This is a genomic window from Methylophaga frappieri (assembly GCF_000260965.1).
Taxonomy (GTDB): domain Bacteria; phylum Pseudomonadota; class Gammaproteobacteria; order Nitrosococcales; family Methylophagaceae; genus Methylophaga; species Methylophaga frappieri.
The window spans coordinates 1196076-1221734 of sequence record NC_017856.1 but is presented as its reverse complement, the minus strand read 5'-3'; the positions used below and the strand labels follow the sequence as shown (position 1 = coordinate 1221734).

The following is a 25659-nucleotide window of genomic DNA, read 5'->3' as shown; positions in this document are numbered from 1 at the left end:
GCTAGCCTTTTTGACAGCCTGGACAAAAAAACGTGGCGCGGTTGGCCTGACGACACTGAACAATGATTTGATCACAGTGTCTGCAAGGCTGGTTAGCGCGGGCATAGACAAAAAGCTTCTGGGCAAAATAGCCTGGATTACCGGCAGCGTCTCGAAAGTCTCTTAAGGTGGTGCCGCCAGCGGCAATGGCTTTTTCCAGCACGGTTTTAATTGCTGTTGCCAGCCTCTCGGCTTGAGGACGCGTTAATTTTCCCGCTTTCATTTCAGGATGAAGGCGAGCCAAAAAGCAGGCTTCACTTGCGTAAATATTGCCGACACCGACCACAATTTCTGCGTTCATAATAAAGGTTTTAATGCTCACTTGGCGCTTTCGACTGCGCTGGTACAGGGAGTCACCAGTGAAGTCTTCAGAGAGCGGTTCTGGCCCTAAATGATGAATTAATGGGTGTAAATCCGTTGACGTCGTTGTCCACAACATGGCACCAAAACGACGTGGATCAGTAAAACGTAGCGTCAGTCCATTACGAAATGTGATATCCACATGGTCATGCTTCGCCGGTTTGACGGGCGTATCTACAACACGCATACGGCCCGACATACCCAAATGCATGATCAAGGTGCCAGTCGGGGTTTTGAATAACAGGTATTTTGCACGCCTTTGTACCTGAAGGATCTGCTGTCCAGTCAATATTTTTTCTATATCTGCAGGTATCGGCCAGCGCAAACGATAATCCCGAACAATAACCCGTTCAATGATTTGGCCCTCAATATGGGGGGCAATACCAACTCGGGTAGTTTCAACTTCTGGTAATTCTGGCATCAGTCAGACTCGGTTGGCGCTAACGCAGGAAATAAGGCAAGCGCTGCACGGCTTGGAAAATAATATTGTAGTCGTCTTTCTGGGATAAAAATACGTAATCCCTGTGATGATAAGTGGGCAAAAGCAGCCAGGCTGGTGTTATCAGAAAAATGAAACTGTATTGGCTGAGATGCGTCAAGAGAGGTCGTATCGATGAAGTTAACTTGTATGGCAGATGCATTTTGCCAAGCTTGTCCAAGCTGGCTGGCTACACTGGCACTAACCGTCGAAGATTGCCATGTCCCATCAGATGCCTGGATTGTCAGACGTTGTTGATCTAACTGGCTGTCGCTTTGACGAAATGGCAAGTTCAAGGCCGTCATTGTCGGTTCTTCGAACAGTAAGTGATTTTCAATTAAGCCGTTAGCATTAGCGGTGAGTAATGGGCTTATGGTGTCATTGAACACATAAACGTCCTCTTGATATTGTAGATACCGCTGGCCACTAAGCGGTTCAACGTCACCGAAGCTAAACAGGGCGCCATCTAAATTGACGCGAACAAAAGGCGCAGTCAGGCCTAACGTTGCTAAATCCTGATTATGTATGCTGAACTTGGCACTGAATGGGGTTGTGACGATATTGAGTAGAAATTTGATGCGATTGGCATTTGCCGGGGCGTTAAATGGCGCTTCAATTTGCCATCGATCATCGTATCTTGTGAGGTTGACGTCAGCCTTATCGGCACGTTCAATGCGGATTTGTTTTACTGCGTCGGGGTCAATTTCTGGTGCGATCACGTCGGGCAAGGCAACTTGAGGTGATAATGAGCGCCACTGCCAAAACAGCAGTATGACGATTATCAGTAAGACAATATTAGTCAGATAACGCCGTTTCATTGTCGACGCCGTCGCCACCATATCAGCAAACCGCTGATAATGAAAAAAGTCGGTAGCACAAATAAAAAGCCAATCGCGATCAACAGTATTTCTAGATTATTCAAATTCAGTTGCTGATCCGACGTGGTTTTAATCGCAATCGACAAATGTTCCGACTGTGCTGTTAGCCAATTAATCAGATGACTGCCAAATTCCTGATTTGCCGCGTTGCCCAGATATTGATTACTTAAAAAATCACCATCACCAACCACCACAATGCGCTGATTTGCCGCCATATTTTTTATGGATCGGGCGAGGGCAGCGGCGACCGGCAGTGGCCCCATGATATCTGATTCTTCATTGTATTTAAGTTCATCAGCCCGCATATCACCGAGTTCTGACCAGCTTTTTTGTTGACTGAAAAATAATGGCGTGCGTTGCCATTCAGTATTAGTTGTATGGGGTAGCTGTAACGCCGCTGCGGTCGGCAATAACAGGATATGTTGTAACTGATGTGTTAATTCATGGTTGGCAAATTCACTAATCAGCATAAAACGGGGATCATCTAGACCCAACAGGCTGGTATTTGGATCTATCAGCGTACCTGGTAGCCATTGCACTTGAATCTCGTCAGCCAGCTCAGAAAGGTGGGTTGCCGAATCTGGTTCATTAAGCCAAAGCAAGTTGCCACCTTGATTGAGATAGGTTTTCAGTAAAGCAAGCTCCCCGGATAGCCAGGGTTGACTTGGGCTAGCTATCACCAAAAGGTCGGTGTCATCCGGCGGGAGCCCCTGTGTTAAGTGATGGGACTGGATGGCAAAACCTTGCTCTACCAAGTTTTGTGCCCAGCCTTGCAAACCATAATTTGCTTTGCTGTCAGGTTGACGTTCGCCGTGTCCCGTTAAAAAAACGATCTTGGGTGCGCTATCTCGATGCAATCGTAGCAGTGCATTCGTTAATGACTGCTCAGAGAGATCCAGAACACGCTCGGTCCGATCGCCACGCTGCAAAATCGTTTCGCCTTGCTGCTGAATTTGCCATTGTTTTACCTGTTGTGGTGCGCTGACAGGATCAATAACGTTAACGGTAAGTGATGGGGCGTATTGTTGGTATCTTGTTAACAACAATTGTAGTGGTTCAGCTAATTGATTCTTCGGACTGACAAACACCAGAATAGTAATGGGTGCGTCAATATTGCCAAGCAGAGTCATCGTGGATTGAGATAAGCTATGGCGCTGATTTTGAGTCCAGTCATAGCTGGCATTAGTCGCAATGGTAATTTTTGCGGCCAAGGTAATAGCACTAATTAACAAGCCATAAAACAGAATTTGCTGCAGGTGGTGGCGCCATGTTGTAAGCCGTTTCATTTACTTCGCCTTAAGGCATCAAGTCGGCGAATGGTAATGAGCAACAATGACACGGTCAAGATCACATAATAAGCGATATCGGCAGTACGAATTTCACCGGCCAGCATCGGCTCCAGATGGCCGAGAATCGCTAGCCAGCTGAATAACGTTACATCACCTTGGCTTGTTGTTCCGACCCAATCAATTATCCACAATAAAAAAAGCACGCCAAATGTGCCAATCGCTGCCAGCGCAGGTTGCGCACTGACAGATGACATCACAATACCGATGGCAACGATAAGACCAAAATAAAGAAATAGCCCCATGACACCTGCTGCCAGTTGTCCTAAATCAATTGGGCTTCCTAATAACAGTGCCAAGGGCATCAAAATGGTCACACCCGTTAATAACGCAAAAAAAGCATAGTGACCAAGAAACTTGCCTAATACAATTTGCCAGCCGGAAAGCGGCGCGGTAATGAGCAGAGGCAGGGTAGCATGACGTCTCTCTTCGGCAAAACTTCGCATGGTGATAAACGGACTGACTAACAAGAGCACCACAGCAAGATTGCTCAAAAAAGGCGCGACCACCATTTCTGTTACACCAGGTGCACCGGGGATTGCGGCCATTTGTCCTTGTATTTGGCTAAAATACTCAACCTGACTTAGAAACAGATAGGCAAGCAGTAATTGCACAATTGCCATAACAACCCAGGCAACCGGAGTGATAAATAATCGATAAAACTCCATCTTTGCAATAAGCCACATTAGCTGTCATCTCCATTAGTTTCTTGATTCACCAGTTGGGTAAATAACTGTTCAAGGCTATCTAGTTCTGGTATGAGCTGCATCAAGCGCCAGTCTTCGGAGACAGATTGACGAACAAGTTTGTCGGTGGGATTGTGATCAGGAAGAAATTGAAGACGGAAATAGCCTTCTCCCAAGTTTTCGACTGCCGTCACACCAGCAAGATTGGCTAAAGTCATTGTGTCAGGCGGAGAGTGAAAACGGACTTTGATGGCGCCTTGCTGACGAAGTGACTGAAGGTTAACAAGACTGTCACTAAATACCAGCTTACCTTGACGCATAATTTGGACACGATCACATAGCATCTCAACTTCTTGTAAGATATGCGTTGAGACAATCACACTATGCTGGTCAGCAATGTGGCGGATCAACTGACGAATTTGTTGAATTTGAATTGGATCCAACCCGGAAGTAGGTTCATCGAGAATAACCACGGCCGGTTGATGCAGTATGGCCTGCGCAATACCAGTACGTTGTTGATACCCCTTTGATAGCTGGCCAATAAGTCGGTTCGACACGGTTGCCAGTCCGCATTGTTCCAGTGTGTCATCGATTCGGGTGGTTAGGTGTTTGCGATTGACACCATGAATTTGGCCGCAAAACTGTAGAAATTCGCGGACAGTTAATTCTCGATAAAGTGGTGGATTTTCGGGCAAATAGCCAAGGTGTTGCTTAGCTGACTCTGGCTGGTCGAATAAATCAATCCCATTTATTTCGACCATTCCGCTATCTGGTGACAGGTTTCCTGTCAGCATATTCATAGTGGTCGATTTGCCCGCGCCATTAGGGCCCAGAAAACCCAGCACTTCACCCTGATAGACTTCAAAACTAAGCGCATTAACGGCTAATTTGCCTGAAAACTGGCGGGTCAGTTTTTCAGTTTTAAGTAAGCACCGTGCTTCAGACATGTCAAATAACGAGTTTGGCGTTTATGGTCCACTCGGTGGCTTCAATGTAGGCTTGACCAAGTTGGGCAAAATCATCATGGCGCTGTTCAAGTTCTGCCCAGTGCCCTTGTTCATAATCTCGTACGTCATTGAGCAGCTTACCGAGCCTGCCCTCTCGTTCAAGTAATGCGTTTCGTATCTCCATGCTGAACGGTAAGGTATCTATTACGGCATGCATGGGCTTATCCAGCATGGCATCAATTAAGGAAAACAAGCCAACTAAAAAGCCACTGTCAGCAGCGCAGTCATAATATTGGGCGAGGTTCTCACACATTTTTGCCCGAATCAGTGCATTATTAAATAACTCGGCCGGCAAAGCGTGCATCTCGGCCACCATAATAAGCGTTGCCCATGTTTTGATCGCTTTTAATCCCAGTATGATCAAACCACGATGCAATGAATCAATGCTTCTGCCAATGCCAATGGCGGCTGAATTCAAAAGTCGCAGAAGTTTGTATGACAACATCGGATCTTGTGAAATAATCGCTTCGATATCATCAAACTGGACATCCGGGTTTTGCAGTTTTTCAATGAGGGCAAGTAATTTGAGCTTGTTATCTGGAATGGGTTTGTCAGTAATGATATCTGGCCGACAAAAAAAGTAGCCTTGAAAATATTCAAAGCCAAGTGCCATGCAGCGTACAAACTGGCTTCTCGTTTCCACTTTTTCTGCTAACAGTGTGACTGGATATTGGCTTAGCAAAGTGACATGTGAGGCCAGATCAGCATCAGATAAAGCCAGAATATCGACCTTGACGATTTTTGCGAGGCCCAGCAATGGACGAAGCGATTCATGAAACACGAAATCATCCAATGCAATGGTATAGCCTTGATCAATCAGTTTTTGAACGCCGGCTAACAATTCGGCGTCAATAACGATGTCTTCCAAGATTTCTAAAACGACCCGATCCTGGGCAAAGGGGAGCGGATCATCACTCAGAATAAAACTGCGAGTCAAATTGACAAAGGCAATATTATCGCCAATAACCCGTTCTACGCCTAATTCAAGAAACGTGTGATTAATAACGCGCGTGGTCGCAATATCACCATCTTCTGGCGCAATGTTGGCAGAAACATCGCTGATATTATCGCGAAACAATAATTCGTATTCGAAAACCTTTTGGTGGCGATCAAAAATGGGTTGCCTCGCCAAAATTATCGAAGGGATATCCATATCAGTGAGTGCGTTCTTAGGAAGTCAGATTGAACTTCATGATAATGTGAATTCAGGTACAAAAAAACCCGCCTGAGCGGGTTTTTTAAGGGAGAAGCAATCACAATTATTTGATTTTTGCTTCTTTGTACATGACATGCTTACGAACAACAGGATCAAATTTTTTGATTTCCATTTTTTCTGGCATGTTACGTTTGTTTTTATCAGTGGTGTAAAAGTGGCCAGTTCCCGCTGATGACACTAATCTGATTTTATCGCGCATGACTCAAGTCTCCTTAGATTTTTTCACCGCGGGCACGCAGATCAGCCAGTACGCTGTCAATGCCACGTTTATCAATAATACGCAGGCCATGATTACTGACGCGCAGTTTTACCCAGCGGTTTTCAGACTCAACCCAAATCCGGTGAGAGTGAAGATTAGGAAGAAAACGACGTTTTGTTTTGTTGTTGGCGTGCGAAACGTTGTTACCACTCATAGGACGTTTGCCCGTCACCTGACATACTCTGGACATGTGAAACCTGCTCCTGAAAATATTACCCCAGACAACGCCGCATAACGCCGCCTGCTAAATCTATAAAGCCAGACTTTATACCATATTTATTTGTAAAGTGATAGTTATCTGTTGTTTAAGCTGGACTGAGTCCCATCTCTTCAAGTCTTTGCTGTAAAAGGGCAAAATCCAGTTCGCCAATTTTGCGCATAACAATCTGTCCCTGCTCATCCAGCAGGAAATGCGTTGGTGTCACCCGGACCTGACCAAAAACGGCTGACAGCGAGTTGTCCGCATCCCAGGTCAGAGTGTAAGGCAAAGACTTGGCGGCACGCATTGCCTTGATTTGTGCGGGCGTATCGTGTGGCAAGGCAATACCCAGCATACCCAGTTCGTCATACTGTTCATGCAACGCAATCAAAGCTGGCATTTCCGCGATACAACCAGGACAGTCTGTCGCCCAGAAAATGACTAATAGGGGTTTGCCAGCGTAATCGCTGATTTTCATGCTTTGCCCATCAATAGTTTGGAAAGCATGGTCTTCAATTGGCTGCGCAGCATGTTGGTTAAACCAAAAAATCGCACCGACACTCAGGACTAAAATGGGCAATACAAATTGAATTATTTTTTTCATGACTTAACTGGGGTTGGTAAGTTGGCCTAATTGTTCGGTCAGTTTAAGATTTTCCCGATAATCTACCGGACAATCAATCACGGTAACGGTTTCTCTTTGTAATGCGGCTTTGAGCGCTGGCATTAAATCTGCTGTTTGCTCAATTCTGACACCAACCGCACCAAAAGATTGCGCATATTTTACAAAATCAGGATTGGTAAATTGCACATGACTGGTGCGACCAAACTGGTTTTGCTGCTTCCATTCGATCAGGCCATAACTGGCATCATTCCATATCAATATGACGATGGCGACGTTAAGCCGCATAGCTGTCTCGATTTCCTGCGAATTCATCATAAACCCGGCATCACCCGTAACGGCGACAACCTGCCGGTGGGGGTAAGCCAGTTTGGCGGCAATTGCCCCCGGCACGGCAATCCCCATACTGGCAAAACCATTGGAGATGATGCAGGTATTCGGATATTCGCAGCGGAACATACGCGACATCCACATTTTATGCGCGCCGACATCACAAATAACAATGTCTTTCAAAGCCATTGCGGTACGCAGATCCCAGATGATTTTCTGCGGCTTAACTGGAAATTCATTATCTTCGCAGTGCAAATTCATTTCTTTAATCAAGCTATTACGCAGCGTTCGCATGGCTTTTCCGGTATGCGGTGTAGTGATTGCCGCCAGCCGGTTGAGACTGTGTTTGATATTGCCAACTGCGGCAACAACAACGCTATAGTAAGCATCGACCTCAGCATGGGTAGTATCAATGTGAATCAGGGTTCTATCCCGAGTGGGATGCCAAAGATAGGGGTGGTATTCAACCATGTCATAACCCACACAGATAATGACATCGGCACTGGCAAAGCCTGTATTCACATAATCATTGGACTGTAAGCCAACGCTGCCCAAAGACATTGGATGACGAAAGGGGATGACCCCTTTGGCCATAAAGGTATTGGCGACAGGAATATTCAGTTTTTCTGCAAATACCGCCAATGCCTCGGCGGCACCTGATCGGATCACGCCGTTACCAGCTAGAATGATGGGGTTTTTTGCATTTGAAATGATCTCAGCTGCCCGCTCAATTTGTTCTGCTGCCGGCTCGGGTGGCGTGGCATGTTTTACCCGTAAAGGCAAATCATGGGTTTCCATTTCTGCTATATTTTCAGGAAATTCAATAAAACAAGCGCCACTTTTTTCCGTTTGCGCGACTTTAAATGCCTTACGAATGATTTCCGGGATCACTTCGGGACTGACAATGCGGGTGGAATACTTTGTTATCGGCAAAAACATGGCCTCTAAGTCCAGCACCTGATGAGACTCTTTATGTAATCTGCGGGTCGAGGCTTGTCCGGCTATTGCAACTACCGGAGCATGATCCATATTGGCATCAGCAACACCAGTGATAAGGTTTGTTGCTCCAGGACCGAGCGTGGCAATACATACACCTGCCCGGCCAGTTAACCGGCCGTATACATCGGCCATGAAAGCAGCACCTTGCTCGTGGCGGGCGGTAATGAATTGAATTGGCGAATCCAAAAGAGCATCCATGATATCTAGATTCTCTTCGCCCGGGATACCAAACAGAAAATCGACACCTTCATTTTCTAATGCTTTGACAAACAATGTTGCAGCTTTCATTCACTCATGTCCTTGGCCATCGTGGCGATTAACCTTAAAGATAGCAGATCACGAAATGCAACCCTGAAAGGTTTTTGAAAATCATTTGCTACTCGTACTTTCCTCGAAATAACACAGGGCTCTAATTCATCACCACATTATATTTCAGTAATGAAACGAGACAAATAACCAATAATTGCCGCGCTCGCTTCACACAGCACAGCATCAGTAATGGCATCTTCATACCAGTAGCCATAGCGGAAGCAGGCAAAGCGAGGTTTTGAAACGATTGTCGTTGATATGCCAACCTATGCTGTGACCAAAGACGCCGAGGGAAAAACCGTCAGATACGATGACTGGATGCAGGCCGGCAGTGATCTGATTGATCTGGAGCTGGCGAAAGATGATCGCCCTGTATTCCTTTACGGCCTGAGTGCTGGCGGCATGCTGACTTACCATGTCGCGGCCAAAAATAAAAAGGTCAAAGGCATTATCGGCATGACTTTCTTGGATCAAAGGGAACAGCAGGTTCAGGATGAAACGATGTTGAACCTGTTTATGAGCAGAATTGGGGGCCGATAACCAATTTCACAGCTAAAACATCATTGGCGAACATGAAAATCCCCATGTGTCTGGCCGGTAAGATGCATACCCTGGTCAATAACAAGGCGGCGCAGAAAGTCTGTATGAAAGACCGATCATCAGCGGGAAACTGGGCGACGATGGCATTTCTCACTTCCTATATGCAATACCAGCCTGACATCGAGCCGCAGCGCTTTACTGTTTGTCCTATCTTACTGACCCAGCCCGGCGAAGACAGGTGGACCCCATTACACTTGAGCGAGCTGTTCCTGAGCAAGATCAGCAACGTGCCGGTGGACAAAGTCATCCTGCCGCAAGCAGGTCACTACCCATTGGAGAAAGCGGGACTGGATGTGATGGTTGAGGCAATTCACGCTTTTTTAATCAAGCAGTTACTTGAAAACTAACCTCAAGCAAAGCTTTTGACTATGCGGGTGCTTCCAATGCAATGGTAAGCACCCGCGTAGCATCCTGATTGGGGAAGTTTTCACCAATGAGGTCAATTAGCGTTCTAACGAATCAGGCCGCTTATAAATACGCTTTTGGTGTCCGTTGATGCCAATCTGTTTCTTGCTGATAACGATGCGCCACATTGAGTAAGCGGGCTTCGTCAAAATAGTTACCAATAATCTGTAAACCCACAGGCAAATCATTCACAAACCCGGCAGGGATAGAGACACCAGGTAAGCCAGCCAGATTAGTATTAATGGTAAAAAGATCTTCTAAGTACATGGCAACCGGATCGTCTGTTTTTTCTCCGAAACGAAATGCCGGGCTTGGCGCGGTAGGTCCCATGATGACATCAACGTCTTCAAATGCTTTTAAAAAATCATCACGAATCAGTCGACGGCACTGCTGCGCCTTCAAGTAATAGGCATCGTAATATCCGGCGGATAGGGCATACGTGCCAATCATGATGCGACGTTTTACTTCATCGCCAAACCCCTCACCGCGAGAACGGGTATAAAGATCCATGAGATCTTTGGGATCCTCGGCGCGATGACCAAAACGAACACCATCCATACGCGACAGATTTGAGGAACATTCAGCCGGTGCGACGACATAATAGGTTGGAATCGCCAAGCTCGTATTAGGCAGGGTAATTTCTTTAAGCGTTGCCCCCAACGACTCATAATGTTTGATGGCTGATTCGACGGTCTGTGCAACTTGCGGATCCAAACCGGCCCCAAAATATTCTTTGGGTAAGCCAATCGTCAGTCCGTTGAGCGAATCATTCAATGTTGCTGTGTAATCAGGAACATCACGATCCACGCTGGTGGAGTCACGCTCATCAAAGCCAGACATAGCGTTCATTAGCCAAGCGGCATCCTCAGCACTATTCGCCATCGGGCCCGCTTGATCGAGACTGGAAGCAAACGCAATCATGCCATATCTGGAAATCCGACCATAAGTCGGTTTCAAGCCAGTCAGGTTACAGAGTGAGGATGGCTGGCGAATCGAGCCACCCGTATCCGTCCCTGTTGCAATCGGCGCGAGTCGTGCTGCCATCGCGGCAGCCGAACCACCAGAAGAACCGCCCGGTACGCGCTCGGTATCCCAAGGATTTTTAACCGGTCCGTAAAAGCTGGTTTCATTGGAAGACCCCATGGCAAATTCGTCCATGTTTGTCTTTCCTAACGTTACCATGCCAGCGTCATTGAGTTTTTCGACGACAGTAGCGTTATATGGTGCGATAAAACTGTCCAGCATTTTTGAGGCGCAACTGGTGCGGACACCCTTTGTACAGAAAATATCTTTGTGTGCGAGAGGAATACCGGTTAACGGGCCTGCTGTTTTTGCTTGCAAACGTTCATCCGCTGCTTTTGCCTGAGTCAGAGCAAGTTCATCAGTCACGCTAATGAAGGCGTTCAAATCTGGATTATGTTGATGAATACGATCCAGAAAGTGACGTGTCAGCTCTACACTGCTTATTTTGCCCTGTTGTAAGGCATCGGAAAGCTGTTTTAAAGATTTATTATGCATAACTTAAACTTTACCTGTTTACTCGATGACTTTAGGGACCAAATAAACCCCTTCTTCGGTTTTAGGTGCAATCGCTTGGAAAACGTCACGCTGATCGACCTCGGTGACCGTGTCTTCACGAAGACGCTGATAGGCATCGAGTGGGTGCGCCATTGGCACAACACCTTCGGTATTGGCGGCACTTAGTTGCTCAACAAGATTGAGAATATTATTCAAATCCCGGGCATAGTCGGGGATACGCTCTTCGTCAATGGCAAGTCGCGCCAAATGAGCAATTTTCTCAATATCTGACTTTTCTAAACTCATTAATCATCCCAGATTGGCAATTTTTGAATGTAAAGTGTGAAGTTTAAATGATTACGCGCTTGCCCAACAGCCCCAGCCATTGCTAAAGTAGCGTTTTTAGCCTTTCCTGATGTGGATTTTCAATGTTCGAACGTTTGCGCGGCATATTCTCCAACGATCTGTCTATCGATTTGGGTACAGCCAATACCCTGATATATGTTCGAGGACGCGGCATTGTTTTGGATGAACCATCGGTGGTTGCCATTCGTCAGGATAAAGGGCCAGGCGGCCCGCGTTCGATTGCAGCCGTAGGTTCTGAGGCCAAACGCATGTTGGGTCGCACGCCCGGCAATATCACAGCCATTCGCCCCCTAAAAGATGGGGTTATTGCCGACTTCACGGTTACCGAGAAAATGCTGCAGCACTTTATTCGCAAAGTGCATGAAGGACGATTTCTAAAACCCAGTCCCCGTGTTCTGGTCTGTGTACCTTGCGGTTCAACGCAGGTTGAGCGACGTGCAATCCGGGAGTCTGCGGCTGGTGCGGGTGCCCGGGATGTATTTTTGATTGAAGAGCCCATGGCTGCTGCAATCGGTGCCGGTATGCCTGTTGAAGAAGCCAGCGGATCAATGGTTTTGGATATTGGCGGTGGTACCACGGAAGTCGCGATTATTTCACTGAATGGTATTGTTTACTCGGCATCGGTTCGTATCGGTGGTGATTTGTTTGATGAAGCCATTGTCAATTATGTGCGTCGCAACTATGGCACCTTGATAGGTGAAGCAACGGCAGAAAAGATCAAAAAAGAAATTGGCTCAGCCTATCCTGGCAATGAAGTCCGGGAAATGGAAGTACGTGGTCGAAACCTGGCTGAAGGGATTCCGCGTAGTTTTACACTGAATAGTAATGAAATTCTGGAAGCCCTGCAGGATCCGCTGTCGGGTATTGTTGCTTCTGTTAAGACCGCACTGGAACAAACGCCGCCTGAACTGGGGGCTGATGTGGCTGAGCGCGGTATTGTCCTGACAGGCGGTGGTGCCTTGCTTAAAGATCTGGATCGTCTCTTGATTGAAGAAACTGGTTTACCCGCGATTGTTGCTGAAGATCCCCTGACCTGTGTGGCGCGAGGTGGTGGCCGGGCGCTCGAATTGATTGATGAGCGGGGGACTGACGTGTTCACTTTTGAGTAATGAGCATCGAAACCTGATGAATATTGACCTTTGCAGATGCCGTAATTTTGCGAAGGTTTTTTCATTTTAGGAGTCCGTCATTAAATCGTTATTTACACAAACTCCACTCCTGAATATACGCATGTTGCTGGCAGTTCTGGCTGCATTGTTGTTGTTCTTTCTTGATGGTCGTTTTGATTTTTTCAAACCCATACGGTCGGTGCTGGCGACGGCAGTTTATCCTGTGCAAAATCTGGCCGCCGCCCCGGTGACGTTTGGTGATTGGCTTCAAGATTTATTCCAGAGTCGAGATGATTTGCGGCAGCGCATCACTGCGCTTGAGGCACAAAATCTGACACAAAGTGTGCGTTTGCAGCGTTTACATACACTGGAGCGTGAAAACCTCCGGTTACGTGAATTATTGGGTTCTTCATTTCGTCTTCAGGAGCGAGTGCAAATAGCCGAGTTGGTTAGCGTGGATCTGGACCCTTTTTACCAACATGTAATCATTGATAAAGGTGGACAATTCGGCGTCTATGAAGGTCAGCCGGTTTTGGATTCGCGTGGCGTGATGGGCCAGGTTGCTGAAGTCAGTCAATTTTCCAGTCGGGTCGTGTTGTTGACGGATCCCAGCCATAGTGTGCCGGTGCAAGTTGTCCGTAATGGGTTGCGTGCCGTTGCCACTGGCAGGGGGCTTGGCGAGCCTTTACAGCTGGAGTTTTTACCCCGCAATGTAGATATCAGAGAGGGTGATTTATTGGTGACTTCCGGTTTGGGAGAGCGCTTTCCGGTCGGCTATCCGGTGGGTAAAGTGATTGCAATTAACTTTCCGCCAGGCAAAGCGTTTGCGCAAATCACGGTAGAACCCGCTGCCCAATTGGCGACCAGCCGAGAACTCATGCTGGTGTTACCTGGTGAAAAAATCGATGTTGGCTTGACTGTGGCAGAGGATGCCGAATTGGCTGTTGAGTTAGAACAAAATCAGGTTGTTGACCCTGACAAGGAAATGCAAGCAGAGACGCAGCCTGATTCTGTTAGCGAGCCTGATTCGGAGCCAACGACCGAAAATTCAGACATGCGCGGTGATGGCCAGCTATAGTCGCGCCCAACAGATCTGGGTCATTTATTTAACGTTATTAATCGCGCTGGTGTTAATGCTGGTACCAATACCCGATGTGGTCAGTCTGGCGCGACCTGAATGGGTCATCATGACCTTAATTTACTGGGCAATGGCCTTACCGCAGCGAGTCAGTATTGGTACGGCTTGGGTGACTGGCCTGATCATGGATATTGCGACGGGTGGCCAGTTGGGTGTGCACGCATTTGCGTATGCGCTGGCAATTTACATCATTGGTCGGCTGCATTTGCAGTTGCGACAATATCCGCTTTTGCAGCAGGCTTTTATTATTTTATCTCTGGTATTTCTGGTTCATGTCGTGTCGGTAATGAATGCCCCTTTTGCCAATCCTTGGCATATCTGGATGCCGGCGGTCAGTAGTACGCTGATGTGGCCCTTCATTTATGCCTTACTGCGTAAAATCCGTCGTGGGTTGCAGGTCAGTTGATGGCCATTAACACGCACTTGACCATGAAAGATCATCTGCGCGAGCGTCGCTTGGTTAATGCGCGACTGGTGTTTGCGGCTATTTTTTCCGTGTTGTTGTTTCTTGGCATTTTTGTTCGTTTAGTGGTGTTACAAGTCATGGAATATGAGCATTTTGATTCCTTGGCAAATAAAAACCGTGTTGATATTGAGCCGCTGCCGCCACAACGTGGCCTGATTTACGATCGAAACGGGGTGGTGCTAGCTGAAAATATGCCGACGTTTAGTCTGGAACTGGTACCTGAAAAAGTCCCTGATATGCCGGCAACCCTGACCGCACTGCAAGAATTATTTTCAGTTGATGCAGATGAATTAAGTAAATTTCAGGAGCGTTTGCAACAACAGCGTAGCTTTGAGCCGGTGACATTACGTTATCAGTTAACTGAAGATGAAGTCGCGCGCTTTTCAGTAAATCGGCACCGATTTCCCGGGGTTGAGGTTGTTGGCAGGTTAATCAGACATTACCCTCAGGGCGCGTTGTTTGCGCATGCAATTGGTTACGTAGGCCGAATTAATCAGCAGGATTTGCAGGTTATTGATACCCAAAATTACAAAGGCACTTTGCAAATCGGAAAAACGGGTGTCGAGAAACAGTACGAAGACTTACTCCATGGTAAAGTCGGCTACCGGCAAGTCGAAACGAATGTGCAAGGGCGTACCGTCCGTGAGCTGACTAGTCAGGCATCAATACCAGGCCGTGATATTTATTTGCATCTGGATACGACATTACAGCGCACTGCCGCAAAAGCACTAGCCGGATATAACGGATCGATTGTGGCAATGGACCCACGCAATGGCGGTATTTTGGCCATGGTCAGTCAGCCGGACTTTGACCCGAATTTATTTGTGTCCGGGATCAGCATCAAAGACTATGCCGCGTTACGCGATTCTCCCGAACGTCCCTTATACGATCGTTCTATACGAGGTCATTATCCACCGGGATCAACCCTGAAACCCTTTGTTGCACTGACAGGGTTGGAGCTCGGCGTGGTGAGTCGAAATAGTGAAACCTATTGTCCGGGCTGGTATTCCCTGCCTGGCCATTCACATCGTTATCGTTGCTGGAAACACCAGGGGCATGGCCATACCAATGTTATTGAGGCGATGGCAGAATCCTGTGATGTTTATTTTTATGATTTAGCCCATGCGTTGGGCATTGATCGCATGCACGACTTTATGTCGCAATTTGGCTTTGGTCAGCGAAGTGGTGTCGATATTCCGAATGAAAGCAAAGGTTTACTGCCATCCAGCCAATGGAAACGCAGCAGTCGTAATCAAGCATGGTATCCGGGGGAAACCCTGATTTCAGGAATTGGTCAGGGGTTTAATCAGACAACGCCGCTGCAGTTAGCGCATGCCACTGCCATACTTGCTATGCGCGGTATGGTACAACCACCACAATTAGTTCGTGGCAGCCGGGAAAATGGTCAGTCTGCATTGGAACTGATGGCAAATGAACAGGGCCAAAGTGTGCCAGTGCAATCGCCGGAAAACTGGCAGATGGTAGTGGATGCGATGGTCGAAGTGGTCCATGGCAAACGCGGTACTGCTAAACACATAGGCGAAGGTATGCCTTTCAAAATCGCAGGTAAAACGGGCACCGCTCAGGTGTTTGGCATTGCGCAGGACGAAAAATATGATGCTGAGACCATCGCCAAAAAGTTACATGATCATGCGTTATTTATTGCATTTGCACCGGCAGATAACCCGGAATTTGTCGTGGCCGTTGTGGTCGAAAATGGGGGCAGTGGCAGTCAAAAAGCCGCGCCTATGGCAAAAACAATGATTGAGCAGTACTTCAATCTCAATCAGCAAAACGAAGACTTGCCAGCAGATACTCAACCTGAAGCTGAGACTGAGGGAGAAAGTGATGCGTGAGTTGCTCGCTTATCCAGATCGTCAGCCAAAACGCGACTGGCGTTATTATTTGCGCAATACGCATCTGGACGGATTTTTAATACTGGGTCTGCTGGCGTTGCTATCGGTGAGCATGGTGGTGCTTTACAGTTCAGGCGGCGAAGATATCTGGTTATCGATGCGGCAACTGATACGCATGTTTGTGGCATTTATCGGGTTGTTATTTATCGCACAAATATCGCCTGATCGGCTACGTGCGCTGGCTTATTGGGCTTATGGGGTTGGTTTGATATTACTGGTCGCGGTGTTGTTGGTCGGTGATATGGGCAAAGGCGCACAGCGTTGGCTAGATTTAGGGGTGATGCGTTTTCAACCTTCTGAAATCATGAAGATTGCCGTGCCCCTGTTATTAGCTGCCTATTTATCAGAGCGACCCCTGGCGCCCAGCTTTTTAAGGATTATTGTGGCGTTAATCATAATTGCCGTACCGACGGTGTTGATTGCGAAACAACCAGATCTGGGCACAGCAATTCTAATCGCCAGCTCCGGATTAATCGTGATTTTTCTGGCCGGTATTTCCTGGAAGCTGATTATAGGATTTATCACAATATGTGCTTCTGCGGCACCCTTACTATGGCTGAATATGCATGATTATCAGCAGCGGCGGGTGCTGACTTTTTTGAACCCGGAAAGCGATCCACTGGGGGCAGGTTATCATATTATTCAATCCAAAATTGCGATAGGCAATGGCGGTTTAACTGGCAGAGGCTGGTTACAGGGAACCCAGGCACATTTAGAGTTTTTGCCGGAACGCAGTACGGACTTTATTTTTGCTGTTATCGGCGAAGAATTTGGCCTGATAGGCGTTGCCTTGCTGATTATGTTGTACCTCGTGATTACTGCGCGCGGTTTGTATATTGCTTCTCAAGCGCAAACCAGTTTTGGTAGTTTGCTCGCTGGCAGTATCGCTATTACATTTCTGGTTTATGTATTTGTTAACATCGGCATGGTTACAGGATTATTGCCGGTTGTTGGCGTGCCTTTGCCGTTAGTGAGTTATGGGGGAACCTCGATGGTGACCCTGATGGCTGGCTTCGGTATTCTGATGTCTATACACACCCACCGAAGGATGATGTCACCGTGAAATATTTGATTGTGTTATCTGTATTAGGTTTGTGGTTATCAAGCGCCTGGGCTGAACCAGCGCTGCCAGAATTGGACGAATTTATTGATGAGATGGTCACAGAACACCAGTTTGACCGACAAGAGCTAAATAGTCTGTTTAGCCAGGTTGAAGTCAAAGACAGTATTTTGAAGGCAATTTCCCGTCCCGCTGAAAAAGCCAAACCCTGGTACGAATATCGTAATATTTTCCTTGACCAGGCGCGCATTGACGCTGGTGTTCGCTTTTGGCAACAACACGCACAAACCTTGGCAAAAGCTGAAAAAGAATATGGTGTCCCGGCAGAAATTATTCTCGCTATTTTAGGAGTCGAAACCCGCTTTGGCGGTAATATGGGCAGCTTTCGTGTCATCGATGCGTTATCCACATTAGGATTTCGTTACCCTCCGCGCAGCCCTTTTTTTCGTAAGGAATTGCAACAGTTTTTAATTCTGACCCGAGAAGAAGGCATGTCGCCAGCTGAACCGGTTGGATCCTATGCCGGGGCAATGGGGCTGGGGCAGTTTATGCCCAGTAGTTACCGTGCGTATGCAGTAGATTTCGACGGTGATGGTCACCGGGATATTTGGACAAACCGTGCTGATGCAATTGGCAGTATCGCTAATTATCTGAAACGGCATGGCTGGCAGGCTGGTGAAGGTATCGTGTATCCAACGCAGAGCAAAGATGGCACCTTACCTGAAGCACTCATTGAACGCGGCTTGAAGCCATCAATCAGTCGTGAAGAAGCCAAAGCGGCAGGTCTGTCCTTGGCAAAGTTGCCCGCCTCGGCAAACCAGTTAACGGTATTCAGTCTGACCCAACGGGATGGCGAATCCTTGTGGCTGGGTGAGCCCAACTTTTATGCTATTACCCGTTATAATCACAGCCGGATGTATGCCATGGCGGTATTTCAATTAGCTGAAGCGATTCGCACGCAGTACGAGCGTCAGCAATAATGCGTAAAGGCAGTCTGTCCGCGGCAAGTTTATTGTGCTTGATTCTGGTTGGATGTGGCGGTTCGCCAGCGGTGAAACAAGGGCCTGCTCCGGCATATGAAAAAGACAGTGCACCGGATAAGTTGCCAACCGCATCACAAATGCAAGACGCCGTGCCACGTTACGAAGCTCCAAGCCGGTATGGCAATCCGGCCAGTTATGAAGTTTTTGGCAAAAGGTATTACACGCTGAATAGCAGTGATGGCTATGTGGAAAGAGGGATTGCCTCTTGGTATGGCAATAAATTTCATGGCCGTCGAACTTCCAGTGGAGAGCCTTATGACATGTACAAAATGACAGCGGCACATAAAACCTTGCCACTGCCGTCTTATGTGCAAGTAATTAATCTGGATAATGGCCGAAAAGTCATTGTTCGCGTCAATGATCGGGGACCCTTCCATGATGATAGACTGATTGATTTGTCTTATAGTGCGGCGACGAAATTAGGCATTACCGCCAGAGGTACCGGTCGCGTTGAGGTGCGAGCAATTCAAAGCGGTCAACAGGCAGCCTTATCCAGGAGTGCATTGACAACGCAGACAAACGCACCGATGCCAGCGGATACGGTCGCCAAAGTGCAGACTTTTATTCAGGTTGGCGCATTTAGCAGCATCCAGAAAGCCGAACAAATCAAACAAACAATCCAACAGCAAATTGACGAACCCGTACAAATCACGCCATTCAATCAGGGTGGGAATGCCTTGTACCGGGTTCGCGTTGGGCCGTTGGCGGGCCAACAAGCCGGCACCCAAATTGCCGACAGGCTGGCAAACCTCGGGTTTGCCGAAACACGTATGATTTTTGAGTAACCGTAATTAAGCGAGACACAAACAGCATGGTGAGTTTAATGCAAAAACTATTTTCAGCCGTTCTCTTCTTTTTTATCAGTCAGGTTGCCTTGGCTGGTGCGATTGTTCCCAATCCGGTGGCACCCGCTATTGCCGCCAAGTCCTATATTTTGATTGACCACGACAGTGGCAAGATCCTCGCTGAGGAGTTAGCAAACGAGCGACTGCCTCCCGCCAGTATTACCAAGTTGATGACTTCCTATGTGGTATCGCACGAACTGCATGCGGGTAATATCCAGCTTGATGATGAAGTCCTGATTAGTGAAAACGCCTGGCGCATGATTGGCTCGCGCAGTTTTATTGAAGTCAATACGAAGGTGCCGGTAGAAGCCTTGTTGCGTGGCATGATTGTGCAATCTGGTAATGATGCGGCTGTTGCTCTGGCAGAGCATATTGCCGGTAGTGAAGAAGTTTTTGCTCAGATGATGAATCAGTATGCGCAGCAGTTGGGCATGTTTGATACCAATTATGTAAATTCCACTGGGCTGCCTGACCCGGATCATTACACCACAGCGCAAGATATTGCCACGTTGTCCTCTGCATTGATTCGTGATTTTCCGGATCATTATGCATGGTATGCCGAAAAGGAATTTACCTACAACGGTATTACCCAGCACAACCGCAACAAATTGTTATGGCGTGACAATAGTGTTGATGGGCTGAAAACTGGTCACACCGAAGAAGCCGGGTATTGTTTGTCGGCATCGGCCAAACGAGACAATATGCGTCTGATTGCCGTCGTCTTGGGAACGCGCAGTGAAAATGCTCGTGCTCAAGAGATCCAAAAATTATTTAATTATGGTTTCCGCTTTTTTGAAACCCATCAACTGTTTGCGACTGGCGATAAGGTTACTGAAAGTAAACTCTGGAAGGGTGCCAGCAAACAGCTTGATCTGGGTGTTGAAAGCCCGCTATGGGTCACGGTTCCAAGAGGACAGTACAAGGATCTGCAAGCGATCAGTCATCTGCAACAGCCTATTATTGCCCCGGTTGCCAAAGGTACCTCGTTGGGTGAAGTTGAAGTAAAACTGGGCGAAGAAATCATTACTAAACAACAATTGGTTGCGCTGAATGAAGCAGAAAAAGGCAGCTGGTGGCGTCGCTTGATTGACAGTATTTTATTGTTGATCTGGGGCTAACTAGTGTCAGAAGTCTTCTTAAATGGTCAGTTTATGCCGGCACAAGCCGCGCAGATTTCCGTTATGGATCGCGGCTATCTGTTTGGTGACGGCGTCTATGAAGTGATTCCGGTTTATGCGGGCAAGGCGTTTTTGCTGGCTGGTCATTTAGCGCGCCTGCAACGCAGTTTGGATGGTATCGATCTGAAAAATCCGCTGGATAATGTTTCCTGGCAAACGCTGATACAGGATCTGATTGCCCGGAATCAGGGAGGGGATCAAGCTGTTTACTTGCAGATAACTCGAGGCAGTGCACCGCAACGTGATCATGTTTTTCCCCCTGCGGTGCTACCAGGAATTTTCATGATGAGTAACCCCTTGAAACCGATTCCTGAGCATTGGCTTAAAACAGGTATTGATGCCATCACGGTCCCAGATATTCGGTGGCAGCGTTGTGACATCAAAGCAATTTCCCTGTTAGCAAACTGCCTGATGAAACAACAGGCTGAAGCCGCCGGCGCTCAAGAAGCGCTTTTGCTACGTGCAGGACGCTTAACTGAGGGGGCCGCCAGTAACACTTATGTTTTTCTTGATAACGTCTTGATTACCGCTGATACCGGCCCGGAAATCCTCGCCGGCATCACTCGCGAACTGGTATTGCAGCTGGCTGAAGAGGCGGGGTTGAAGGTGTCATTGCGAATGGCGACAGAAGCTGAACTGCACCGCGCAGATGAAATCTGGGTAAGCAGCTCTACCAAAGAATTAATACCGGTCACAAAACTGGACGGAAAACGGGTTGGATCTGGAAGTCCCGGTCCGGTATGGCAGGATCTGTTTCAGCGTTTTCAAAACAAGAAACAAGAGGTACAGGCATGACAACACCGGAGCAACCCGACACACTGCTGGAATTTCCCTGCCAATATCCGGTTAAAGTGATGGGCGAGTCGCATGCTGATTTCAGTGATTTGGTTGTCAAAATCATTCGTCGCCATGCCGATGATGTCAGCGATAATGCCGTCCGTACCCGGCAAAGCAGTGGCGGTAAGTACAGCTCGGTCACCGTTACCATTACAGCGACCAGCAAAGCGCAGCTGGATGCGATTTATCAGGATCTGACTGCTGAACCACGGGTCAAATACGCACTCTGATGATCGTCAAAGATTTGGGGAAACAGCCCTATTTACCCATATGGCAGGCCATGCAGGCATTCACCCAACAGCGCGATGCAAATACCGAAGATGAGATTTGGCTGCTGGAGCACGAGCCTGTTTTTACCTTGGGTCGAAATAGCAAACCAGAGCATTTGCTCGAAACAGGCGATATTCCGGTGGTACAGACGGATAGGGGAGGACAGGTGACCTATCATGGACCGGGACAGGTGATCGCCTACCCCTTGATAGATATTCGTCGGCTGCAAATCAGTGTTCGTCAATTGGTGCAGACATTGGAAAATAGTATTATCGGTATTTTGTCAGCGCGTAATATTGAGGCTCATGCGCGTCGGGATGCGCCTGGCGTCTATGTCGAACAAGGCAAAATTGCTGCGCTAGGGCTTCGAGTCCGCGCCGGAGCCTGTTATCATGGTATCAGTTTTAACGTTGACATGGACTTACAGCCGTTTTCCCGAATCAATCCGTGTGGCTATGCCGATATGCCGGTAACCGATTGTCGTCGATTACATGCCGAACTTGATATTAACGAAGCCAAAACCGCGTTGGCTGAGGCGCTGTCCCAGCAGTTGAGAAAAGAAACCACATGACTGATATTCAGCCAAAAAGAGATGTCAAAGCGCTAAAAGGCGAATCCAAGGTTGCACGCATTCCTATCAAGATCGTGCCTTCTGATCCTAAGCGCAAACCGGCTTGGATTCGTGCCCAGGCGCAAGGGCATCCGGAAGTGCAGCGGATCAAAAAAATGCTGCGCGAACACAATCTGCATACAGTTTGTGAAGAGGCGGCTTGTCCTAATCTCGGTGAATGTTTCACGCATGGTACCGCCACTTTCCTGATTATGGGCAATATTTGCACCCGGCGTTGCCCATTTTGTGACGTTGCTCATGGCAGACCGGATCCATTAGATAAAAATGAGCCAAACCATCTGGCCAAAACCATTGCCGCGATGCAGCTCAAACATGTTGTTGTCACCTCGGTGGATCGGGATGATTTGCGTGATGGCGGTGCCGGGCATTTTTCTGACTGCATCAGTGAAATACGCCGGCAGTCTCCGCAGACCCGAATTGAGGTATTGGTGCCTGATTTCCGTGGTCGGATGGATGCGGCATTGACGATTCTGGCGGATAATCCACCCGATATTTTCAATCATAATCTCGAATCCATCCCGCGTTTATATAAAGCGGTCCGACCCGGCTCCGATTATCAATGGTCGTTGGATTTGATTAAACGATTTCAGGCCAGTCACCCTAGTGTGCCTACCAAATCGGGACTGATGCTGGGCCTCGGCGAAACGATTCCTGAAGTGCATGCGGTGATGCAGGATTTGCGAGATCATGGTTGCCGTATGCTGACCTTAGGCCAATATCTGCAACCCAGCCGCCATCATCTGCCAGTCAGCCGTTTTGTGACGCCAGCAGAATTTAGAGAACTGGCTGAGGTTGCCAAACAAATGGGCTTCGAGCACGTTGCCAGTGGCCCCATGGTCAGGTCCTCTTATCATGCCGATTTGCAAGCTGAGGGCAAAAAAGTTTCTTAATTTTAAATTGAGAGCAGCAATATATTCAGTCTGATTTATGGCGTATCAGGTGTCAGCAGATCTAGGTACTGGGTGCTTGCACGTCATGAAGCCGGCTGGGGCTGGGTAGGAGACTTCGAAAAGTCTTTTGACTTCCATGACTGTGTGTCCTGAATTTAACCCTGCGCTGTAACAGATGGAGTGACAATTTCAAAAAAAGGGCATGACCGATTCCGATCATGCCCTTTTTATTGATTTAACCGAACTGATTAAAAGTTGTATTGTGCATCAACCATGTAAGTACGGCCTAGTTCGTTATAGGTATTGGCACCGGCATTGTTACTGGTGCCTTCACGCATTATCTTTTTATCAAACAGGTTTTTCACACCAAAGCCAAGAGCAAGCTTGTTAGTCACCTCATAGCGAAGGTTAACATTGGAAATGGCATACGGATCCCGATCAATCAACTGATCTAAATCCAGTGGATCACCGGTCGTCACTGATCTTTCCGGTGCTTCAATTTTGCCGTAATAGCTGATGTTGTAGTTAAAATGCAGGTTCGGTGTAATATCCCAACCAAGGTTGCTGTTGATGGTATATTCGGGAATCAGTGAGAGCGGTTCACCCGTTTCTTTGCTTTCAGAGCGGATATTGTAGGTCAGGTTGGTGTACCAACTGATATTTTCAGTAACGGGTACCTGAACAAAACCTTCGACCCCTTCGACAATCGCTTCACCTTGGTTTTCCCAGCGGAAAATCTTTCTGCCTTCTGGATCAACGGTCAGTAAATCTGTACCGGCAGCTACACGATTATCAAAGTCGTTGTGGTAGTAGGTGAGACCAGAATTGAAACCGCTATTATTGGCGTAGTTAATGGTGATTTCTTTATTCCATGAGGTTTCATTGTCCAGATTGGGGTTACCCAACATATTACATGGGCCGGGAATACCTTCGGGACAACCATTGCCTCTTGTGTTGTAAATATAGTTCGGGTCCAGCTGATACAAGTTCGGTGCTTTAAATGCACGGCTGACACCGCCTTTGACTGACCAGTTTTCGTTGAAGTAATAAGTGCTGTTCAAGCTGGGTGACCAGTTGTTGCCACCTTCGCTGTGGTAGTCAAGGCGTACCCCCGGCGTAATATACCAGTCGGGATTCAGTTCGTAGTTATCTTCAACATAAACGCCGACTAAATAGGCATCCGATTCAGGATCTCGAGAACCTACAGGATCAACTCCGACGCCAATAGGAGAACTGGACTGGACATCAATGATACCGTTATCCAGTCGTTCACCACGAAATTCAATACCGCTTGTCAAAGTGTGACGATCAAAGAACATGTCCCATTCCGACTTGGCGTTTAATGTCTCATAAACACTGGTATTCCATGCCGTCGTATCATTGATTTGGCCTTCACCACCACCATTAACGCCCTCTGACAGGCGGCGATTATTGGTTCGGTTATATTCGATATAACTGTTACTGCGGCTGTTCTCATAGTCGCCTTTATGGGTCAAGGCCATGCCATAGCGGCGCAGTTCATTGGTTGTTTCCCCTTCCAACTCATCCACCAAGCTCTGTCTGATACTTTGGAATTGGGAGTCGCCCGCCCAGCGATTTTCTTGTTGACTGTAGTTGAATTCAGCGCCGATGCGATTCATTGAGTCAATGGCGTATTCAAACAACTGACGCAGGTCAATGTTTTCTACCCCTTCACGACCGGCGGCAAGCGAGCCATTATTAGCGTAATCTTCATTAATAAATGGGTCATCGCCTTCGCTTTCGTGATAACCCAGTGTGGTCCGCGCAGACAGTTTATCCGTAATTGGACCCGACAGATTCACATTGGTACGCCAGCTAGAACCTTCCAGATCGCTTTCCGGTAATTCATAGTGGCCGGTGACTGAAAATTCTTTGCGTGTTGGGGCTTTGGTAATGATATTAACTACACCACCCATACTACCTGAACCATAACGTGCCGCTGCCGGACCGCGTAAGACTTCAATACGCTCGATAGCGCTTGGTGGTACCCACTGTGAGTCACCACGTGAATCACTTTCCCCAGCACGGCCTGGACGCACCGAATTACGCGCAGTAACGGGACGACCATCAATCAGAATCAAGGTATTATCCGGCCCCATGCCACGAATATCGATTTGGCGCTGGTTACCACGTTGCCCCGAAGCCGATGAGCCAGACAAATTAACACCGGGCATTTTTCGCACGATTTCAGAAATATCGTTGGCGACAGGCTGCTTTTCCAATACTTCACTGGTGATAACACTCAGGCCCGGTGACTGCTGTAACTCTTCTTTTGCAGTTTTGACGACAATGGTATCTAACTCAACATCAGTCTCGTCTTCGGCAAAAGCTGGGTACGCGGCTCCTAAAGCAAATATCGCCCCGGTAATTGAAAGGGACAATGGTTTTTTCTTCAACGTGTGGAACATGACTAAACGCTTCCTTTTAGACAATTGAAAATGATAATAGTTCGCAATTGTACTTAATTAGCATGTGTAAATCATTATTGATTGATGTTAATGTTTGTAAATTTTCTTTAAGAGATGGAGAGTGTGGCTAGCTAAGAAGTGTCGGTATGTTTGTGAATTTAAAAAGAAAAGATTAAGCGAGCCATGCTTTACTGTTATCCGCTTTGTGAGATTTCCCTGTCACACCGCTA

The 25659-nt window shown here is 47.5% G+C and carries 27 protein-coding genes; 14 read left to right on the top strand and 13 right to left on the bottom strand.

The window, feature by feature from the left end; genetic code table 11:
- Position 1: 1 nt before the first annotated feature.
- The 10 genes from mutM to Q7C_RS05640 all read right to left on the bottom strand — a co-directional run bounded on the left by mutM (position 2) and on the right by Q7C_RS05640 (position 8707).
- A complete protein-coding gene (gene mutM, locus Q7C_RS05685) occupies positions 2 to 820 on the bottom strand; it encodes a bifunctional DNA-formamidopyrimidine glycosylase/DNA-(apurinic or apyrimidinic site) lyase (RefSeq protein ID WP_014703765.1) in 819 nt (272 codons plus the stop codon).
- Positions 820 to 1695 carry a DUF4340 domain-containing protein gene (locus tag Q7C_RS05680; RefSeq protein WP_014703764.1) on the bottom strand — a complete coding sequence of 292 codons (876 nt, stop codon included), beginning with the start codon at positions 1693 to 1695 and terminating at the stop codon, positions 820 to 822. Before Q7C_RS05680 ends, mutM begins: the two co-directional genes overlap by 1 nt.
- Positions 1692 to 3041: a GldG family protein gene (locus tag Q7C_RS05675; protein ID WP_014703763.1), complete on the bottom strand. Its 1350-nt coding sequence runs from the start codon at positions 3039 to 3041 to the stop codon at positions 1692 to 1694. Before Q7C_RS05675 ends, Q7C_RS05680 begins: the two co-directional genes overlap by 4 nt.
- Positions 3038 to 3787, bottom strand: coding sequence for an ABC transporter permease (locus Q7C_RS05670; protein WP_014703762.1), 750 nt, complete (start codon positions 3785 to 3787; stop codon positions 3038 to 3040). Before Q7C_RS05670 ends, Q7C_RS05675 begins: the two co-directional genes overlap by 4 nt.
- Positions 3787 to 4734, bottom strand: a complete 948-nt coding sequence (locus Q7C_RS05665; RefSeq protein ID WP_014703761.1) for an ABC transporter ATP-binding protein — start codon at positions 4732 to 4734, stop codon at positions 3787 to 3789. Before Q7C_RS05665 ends, Q7C_RS05670 begins: the two co-directional genes overlap by 1 nt.
- A 1-nt stretch (position 4735) precedes the next feature.
- Positions 4736 to 5947, bottom strand: a complete 1212-nt coding sequence (locus Q7C_RS05660) for an EAL and HDOD domain-containing protein (protein WP_014703760.1) — start codon at positions 5945 to 5947, stop codon at positions 4736 to 4738.
- Positions 5948 to 6053: 106 nt separating this feature from the next.
- Entirely contained in the window at positions 6054 to 6209 is a 156-nt protein-coding gene (gene rpmG / locus Q7C_RS05655) for a 50S ribosomal protein L33 (protein ID WP_014703759.1), read from the bottom strand.
- 13 nt (positions 6210 to 6222) lie between these two features.
- Positions 6223 to 6459, bottom strand: a complete 237-nt coding sequence (rpmB, locus tag Q7C_RS05650; protein ID WP_014703758.1) for a 50S ribosomal protein L28 — start codon at positions 6457 to 6459, stop codon at positions 6223 to 6225.
- 115 nt (positions 6460 to 6574) lie between these two features.
- On the bottom strand, positions 6575 to 7072 hold the full coding sequence (locus Q7C_RS05645) for a TlpA family protein disulfide reductase (protein ID WP_014703757.1): 498 nt from the start codon (positions 7070 to 7072) through the stop codon (positions 6575 to 6577).
- Positions 7073 to 7075: 3 nt separating this feature from the next.
- The gene (locus Q7C_RS05640; protein ID WP_014703756.1) at positions 7076 to 8707 is read right to left on the bottom strand and encodes an acetolactate synthase large subunit; all 1632 of its coding nucleotides are present in this window, start codon (positions 8705 to 8707) and stop codon (positions 7076 to 7078) included.
- Positions 8708 to 8986: 279 nt separating this feature from the next.
- Here Q7C_RS05640 and Q7C_RS13775 point away from each other — a divergent pair, with 279 nt between their 5' ends.
- Positions 8987 to 9268 (top strand): alpha/beta hydrolase, encoded by a 282-nt coding sequence (locus Q7C_RS13775; protein WP_050954394.1) that lies wholly within the window; start codon positions 8987 to 8989, stop codon positions 9266 to 9268.
- A gap of 32 nt (positions 9269 to 9300) precedes the next feature.
- Entirely contained in the window at positions 9301 to 9675 is a 375-nt protein-coding gene (locus Q7C_RS13305) for an alpha/beta fold hydrolase (protein WP_050954393.1), read from the top strand.
- A 121-nt stretch (positions 9676 to 9796) separates the two neighbouring features.
- Here Q7C_RS13305 and gatA read toward each other — a convergent pair whose 3' ends face one another.
- Together gatA and gatC are read right to left on the bottom strand one after the other, a co-directional pair.
- On the bottom strand, positions 9797 to 11251 hold the full coding sequence (gene gatA / locus Q7C_RS05630; protein WP_014703755.1) for an Asp-tRNA(Asn)/Glu-tRNA(Gln) amidotransferase subunit GatA: 1455 nt from the start codon (positions 11249 to 11251) through the stop codon (positions 9797 to 9799).
- An 18-nt stretch (positions 11252 to 11269) separates the two neighbouring features.
- Positions 11270 to 11557: an Asp-tRNA(Asn)/Glu-tRNA(Gln) amidotransferase subunit GatC gene (gene gatC / locus Q7C_RS05625; protein WP_014703754.1), complete on the bottom strand. Its 288-nt coding sequence runs from the start codon at positions 11555 to 11557 to the stop codon at positions 11270 to 11272.
- 122 nt (positions 11558 to 11679) lie between these two features.
- Between gatC and Q7C_RS05620 the strand changes: the two genes are divergently transcribed.
- The 12 genes from Q7C_RS05620 (at position 11680) to lipA (ending at position 23000) form a co-directional block, all read left to right on the top strand.
- Positions 11680 to 12726, top strand: a complete 1047-nt coding sequence (locus Q7C_RS05620) for a rod shape-determining protein (protein WP_014703753.1) — start codon at positions 11680 to 11682, stop codon at positions 12724 to 12726.
- A 79-nt stretch (positions 12727 to 12805) separates the two neighbouring features.
- Positions 12806 to 13804, top strand: coding sequence for a rod shape-determining protein MreC (mreC, locus tag Q7C_RS05615; protein WP_274377661.1), 999 nt, complete (start codon positions 12806 to 12808; stop codon positions 13802 to 13804).
- Positions 13791 to 14270: a rod shape-determining protein MreD gene (gene mreD / locus Q7C_RS05610; protein WP_014703751.1), complete on the top strand. Its 480-nt coding sequence runs from the start codon at positions 13791 to 13793 to the stop codon at positions 14268 to 14270. The genes mreC and mreD overlap by 14 nt, the downstream gene beginning before the upstream one ends.
- Positions 14270 to 16186, top strand: coding sequence for a penicillin-binding protein 2 (mrdA, locus tag Q7C_RS05605; RefSeq protein ID WP_014703750.1), 1917 nt, complete (start codon positions 14270 to 14272; stop codon positions 16184 to 16186). The genes mreD and mrdA overlap by 1 nt, the downstream gene beginning before the upstream one ends.
- Complete coding sequence (gene rodA / locus Q7C_RS05600; RefSeq protein WP_014703749.1) at positions 16179 to 17309, top strand: rod shape-determining protein RodA; 1131 nt, start codon at positions 16179 to 16181, stop codon at positions 17307 to 17309. Before mrdA ends, rodA begins: the two co-directional genes overlap by 8 nt.
- Entirely contained in the window at positions 17306 to 18286 is a 981-nt protein-coding gene (gene mltB, locus Q7C_RS05595; RefSeq protein ID WP_014703748.1) for a lytic murein transglycosylase B, read from the top strand. The genes rodA and mltB overlap by 4 nt, the downstream gene beginning before the upstream one ends.
- Positions 18286 to 19134, top strand: coding sequence for a septal ring lytic transglycosylase RlpA family protein (locus Q7C_RS05590; protein ID WP_014703747.1), 849 nt, complete (start codon positions 18286 to 18288; stop codon positions 19132 to 19134). The genes mltB and Q7C_RS05590 overlap by 1 nt, the downstream gene beginning before the upstream one ends.
- A gap of 38 nt (positions 19135 to 19172) precedes the next feature.
- Positions 19173 to 20312: a D-alanyl-D-alanine carboxypeptidase family protein gene (locus Q7C_RS13685; RefSeq protein WP_014703746.1), complete on the top strand. Its 1140-nt coding sequence runs from the start codon at positions 19173 to 19175 to the stop codon at positions 20310 to 20312.
- Positions 20313 to 20315: 3 nt separating this feature from the next.
- The gene (locus Q7C_RS13680) at positions 20316 to 21167 is read left to right on the top strand and encodes an aminotransferase class IV (RefSeq protein WP_014703745.1); all 852 of its coding nucleotides are present in this window, start codon (positions 20316 to 20318) and stop codon (positions 21165 to 21167) included.
- Entirely contained in the window at positions 21164 to 21439 is a 276-nt protein-coding gene (locus Q7C_RS05575; RefSeq protein WP_014703744.1) for an HP0495 family protein, read from the top strand. The genes Q7C_RS13680 and Q7C_RS05575 overlap by 4 nt, the downstream gene beginning before the upstream one ends.
- Positions 21439 to 22050: a lipoyl(octanoyl) transferase LipB gene (gene lipB, locus Q7C_RS05570; RefSeq protein WP_014703743.1), complete on the top strand. Its 612-nt coding sequence runs from the start codon at positions 21439 to 21441 to the stop codon at positions 22048 to 22050. The genes Q7C_RS05575 and lipB overlap by 1 nt, the downstream gene beginning before the upstream one ends.
- The gene (gene lipA, locus Q7C_RS05565) at positions 22047 to 23000 is read left to right on the top strand and encodes a lipoyl synthase (RefSeq protein ID WP_014703742.1); all 954 of its coding nucleotides are present in this window, start codon (positions 22047 to 22049) and stop codon (positions 22998 to 23000) included. The genes lipB and lipA overlap by 4 nt, the downstream gene beginning before the upstream one ends.
- 248 nt (positions 23001 to 23248) lie before the next feature.
- On the opposite strand, the gene Q7C_RS05560 is transcribed toward lipA, so the two are convergent.
- Complete coding sequence (locus Q7C_RS05560; protein WP_014703741.1) at positions 23249 to 25429, bottom strand: FepA family TonB-dependent siderophore receptor; 2181 nt, start codon at positions 25427 to 25429, stop codon at positions 23249 to 23251.
- Positions 25430 to 25659: the final 230 nt, after the last annotated feature.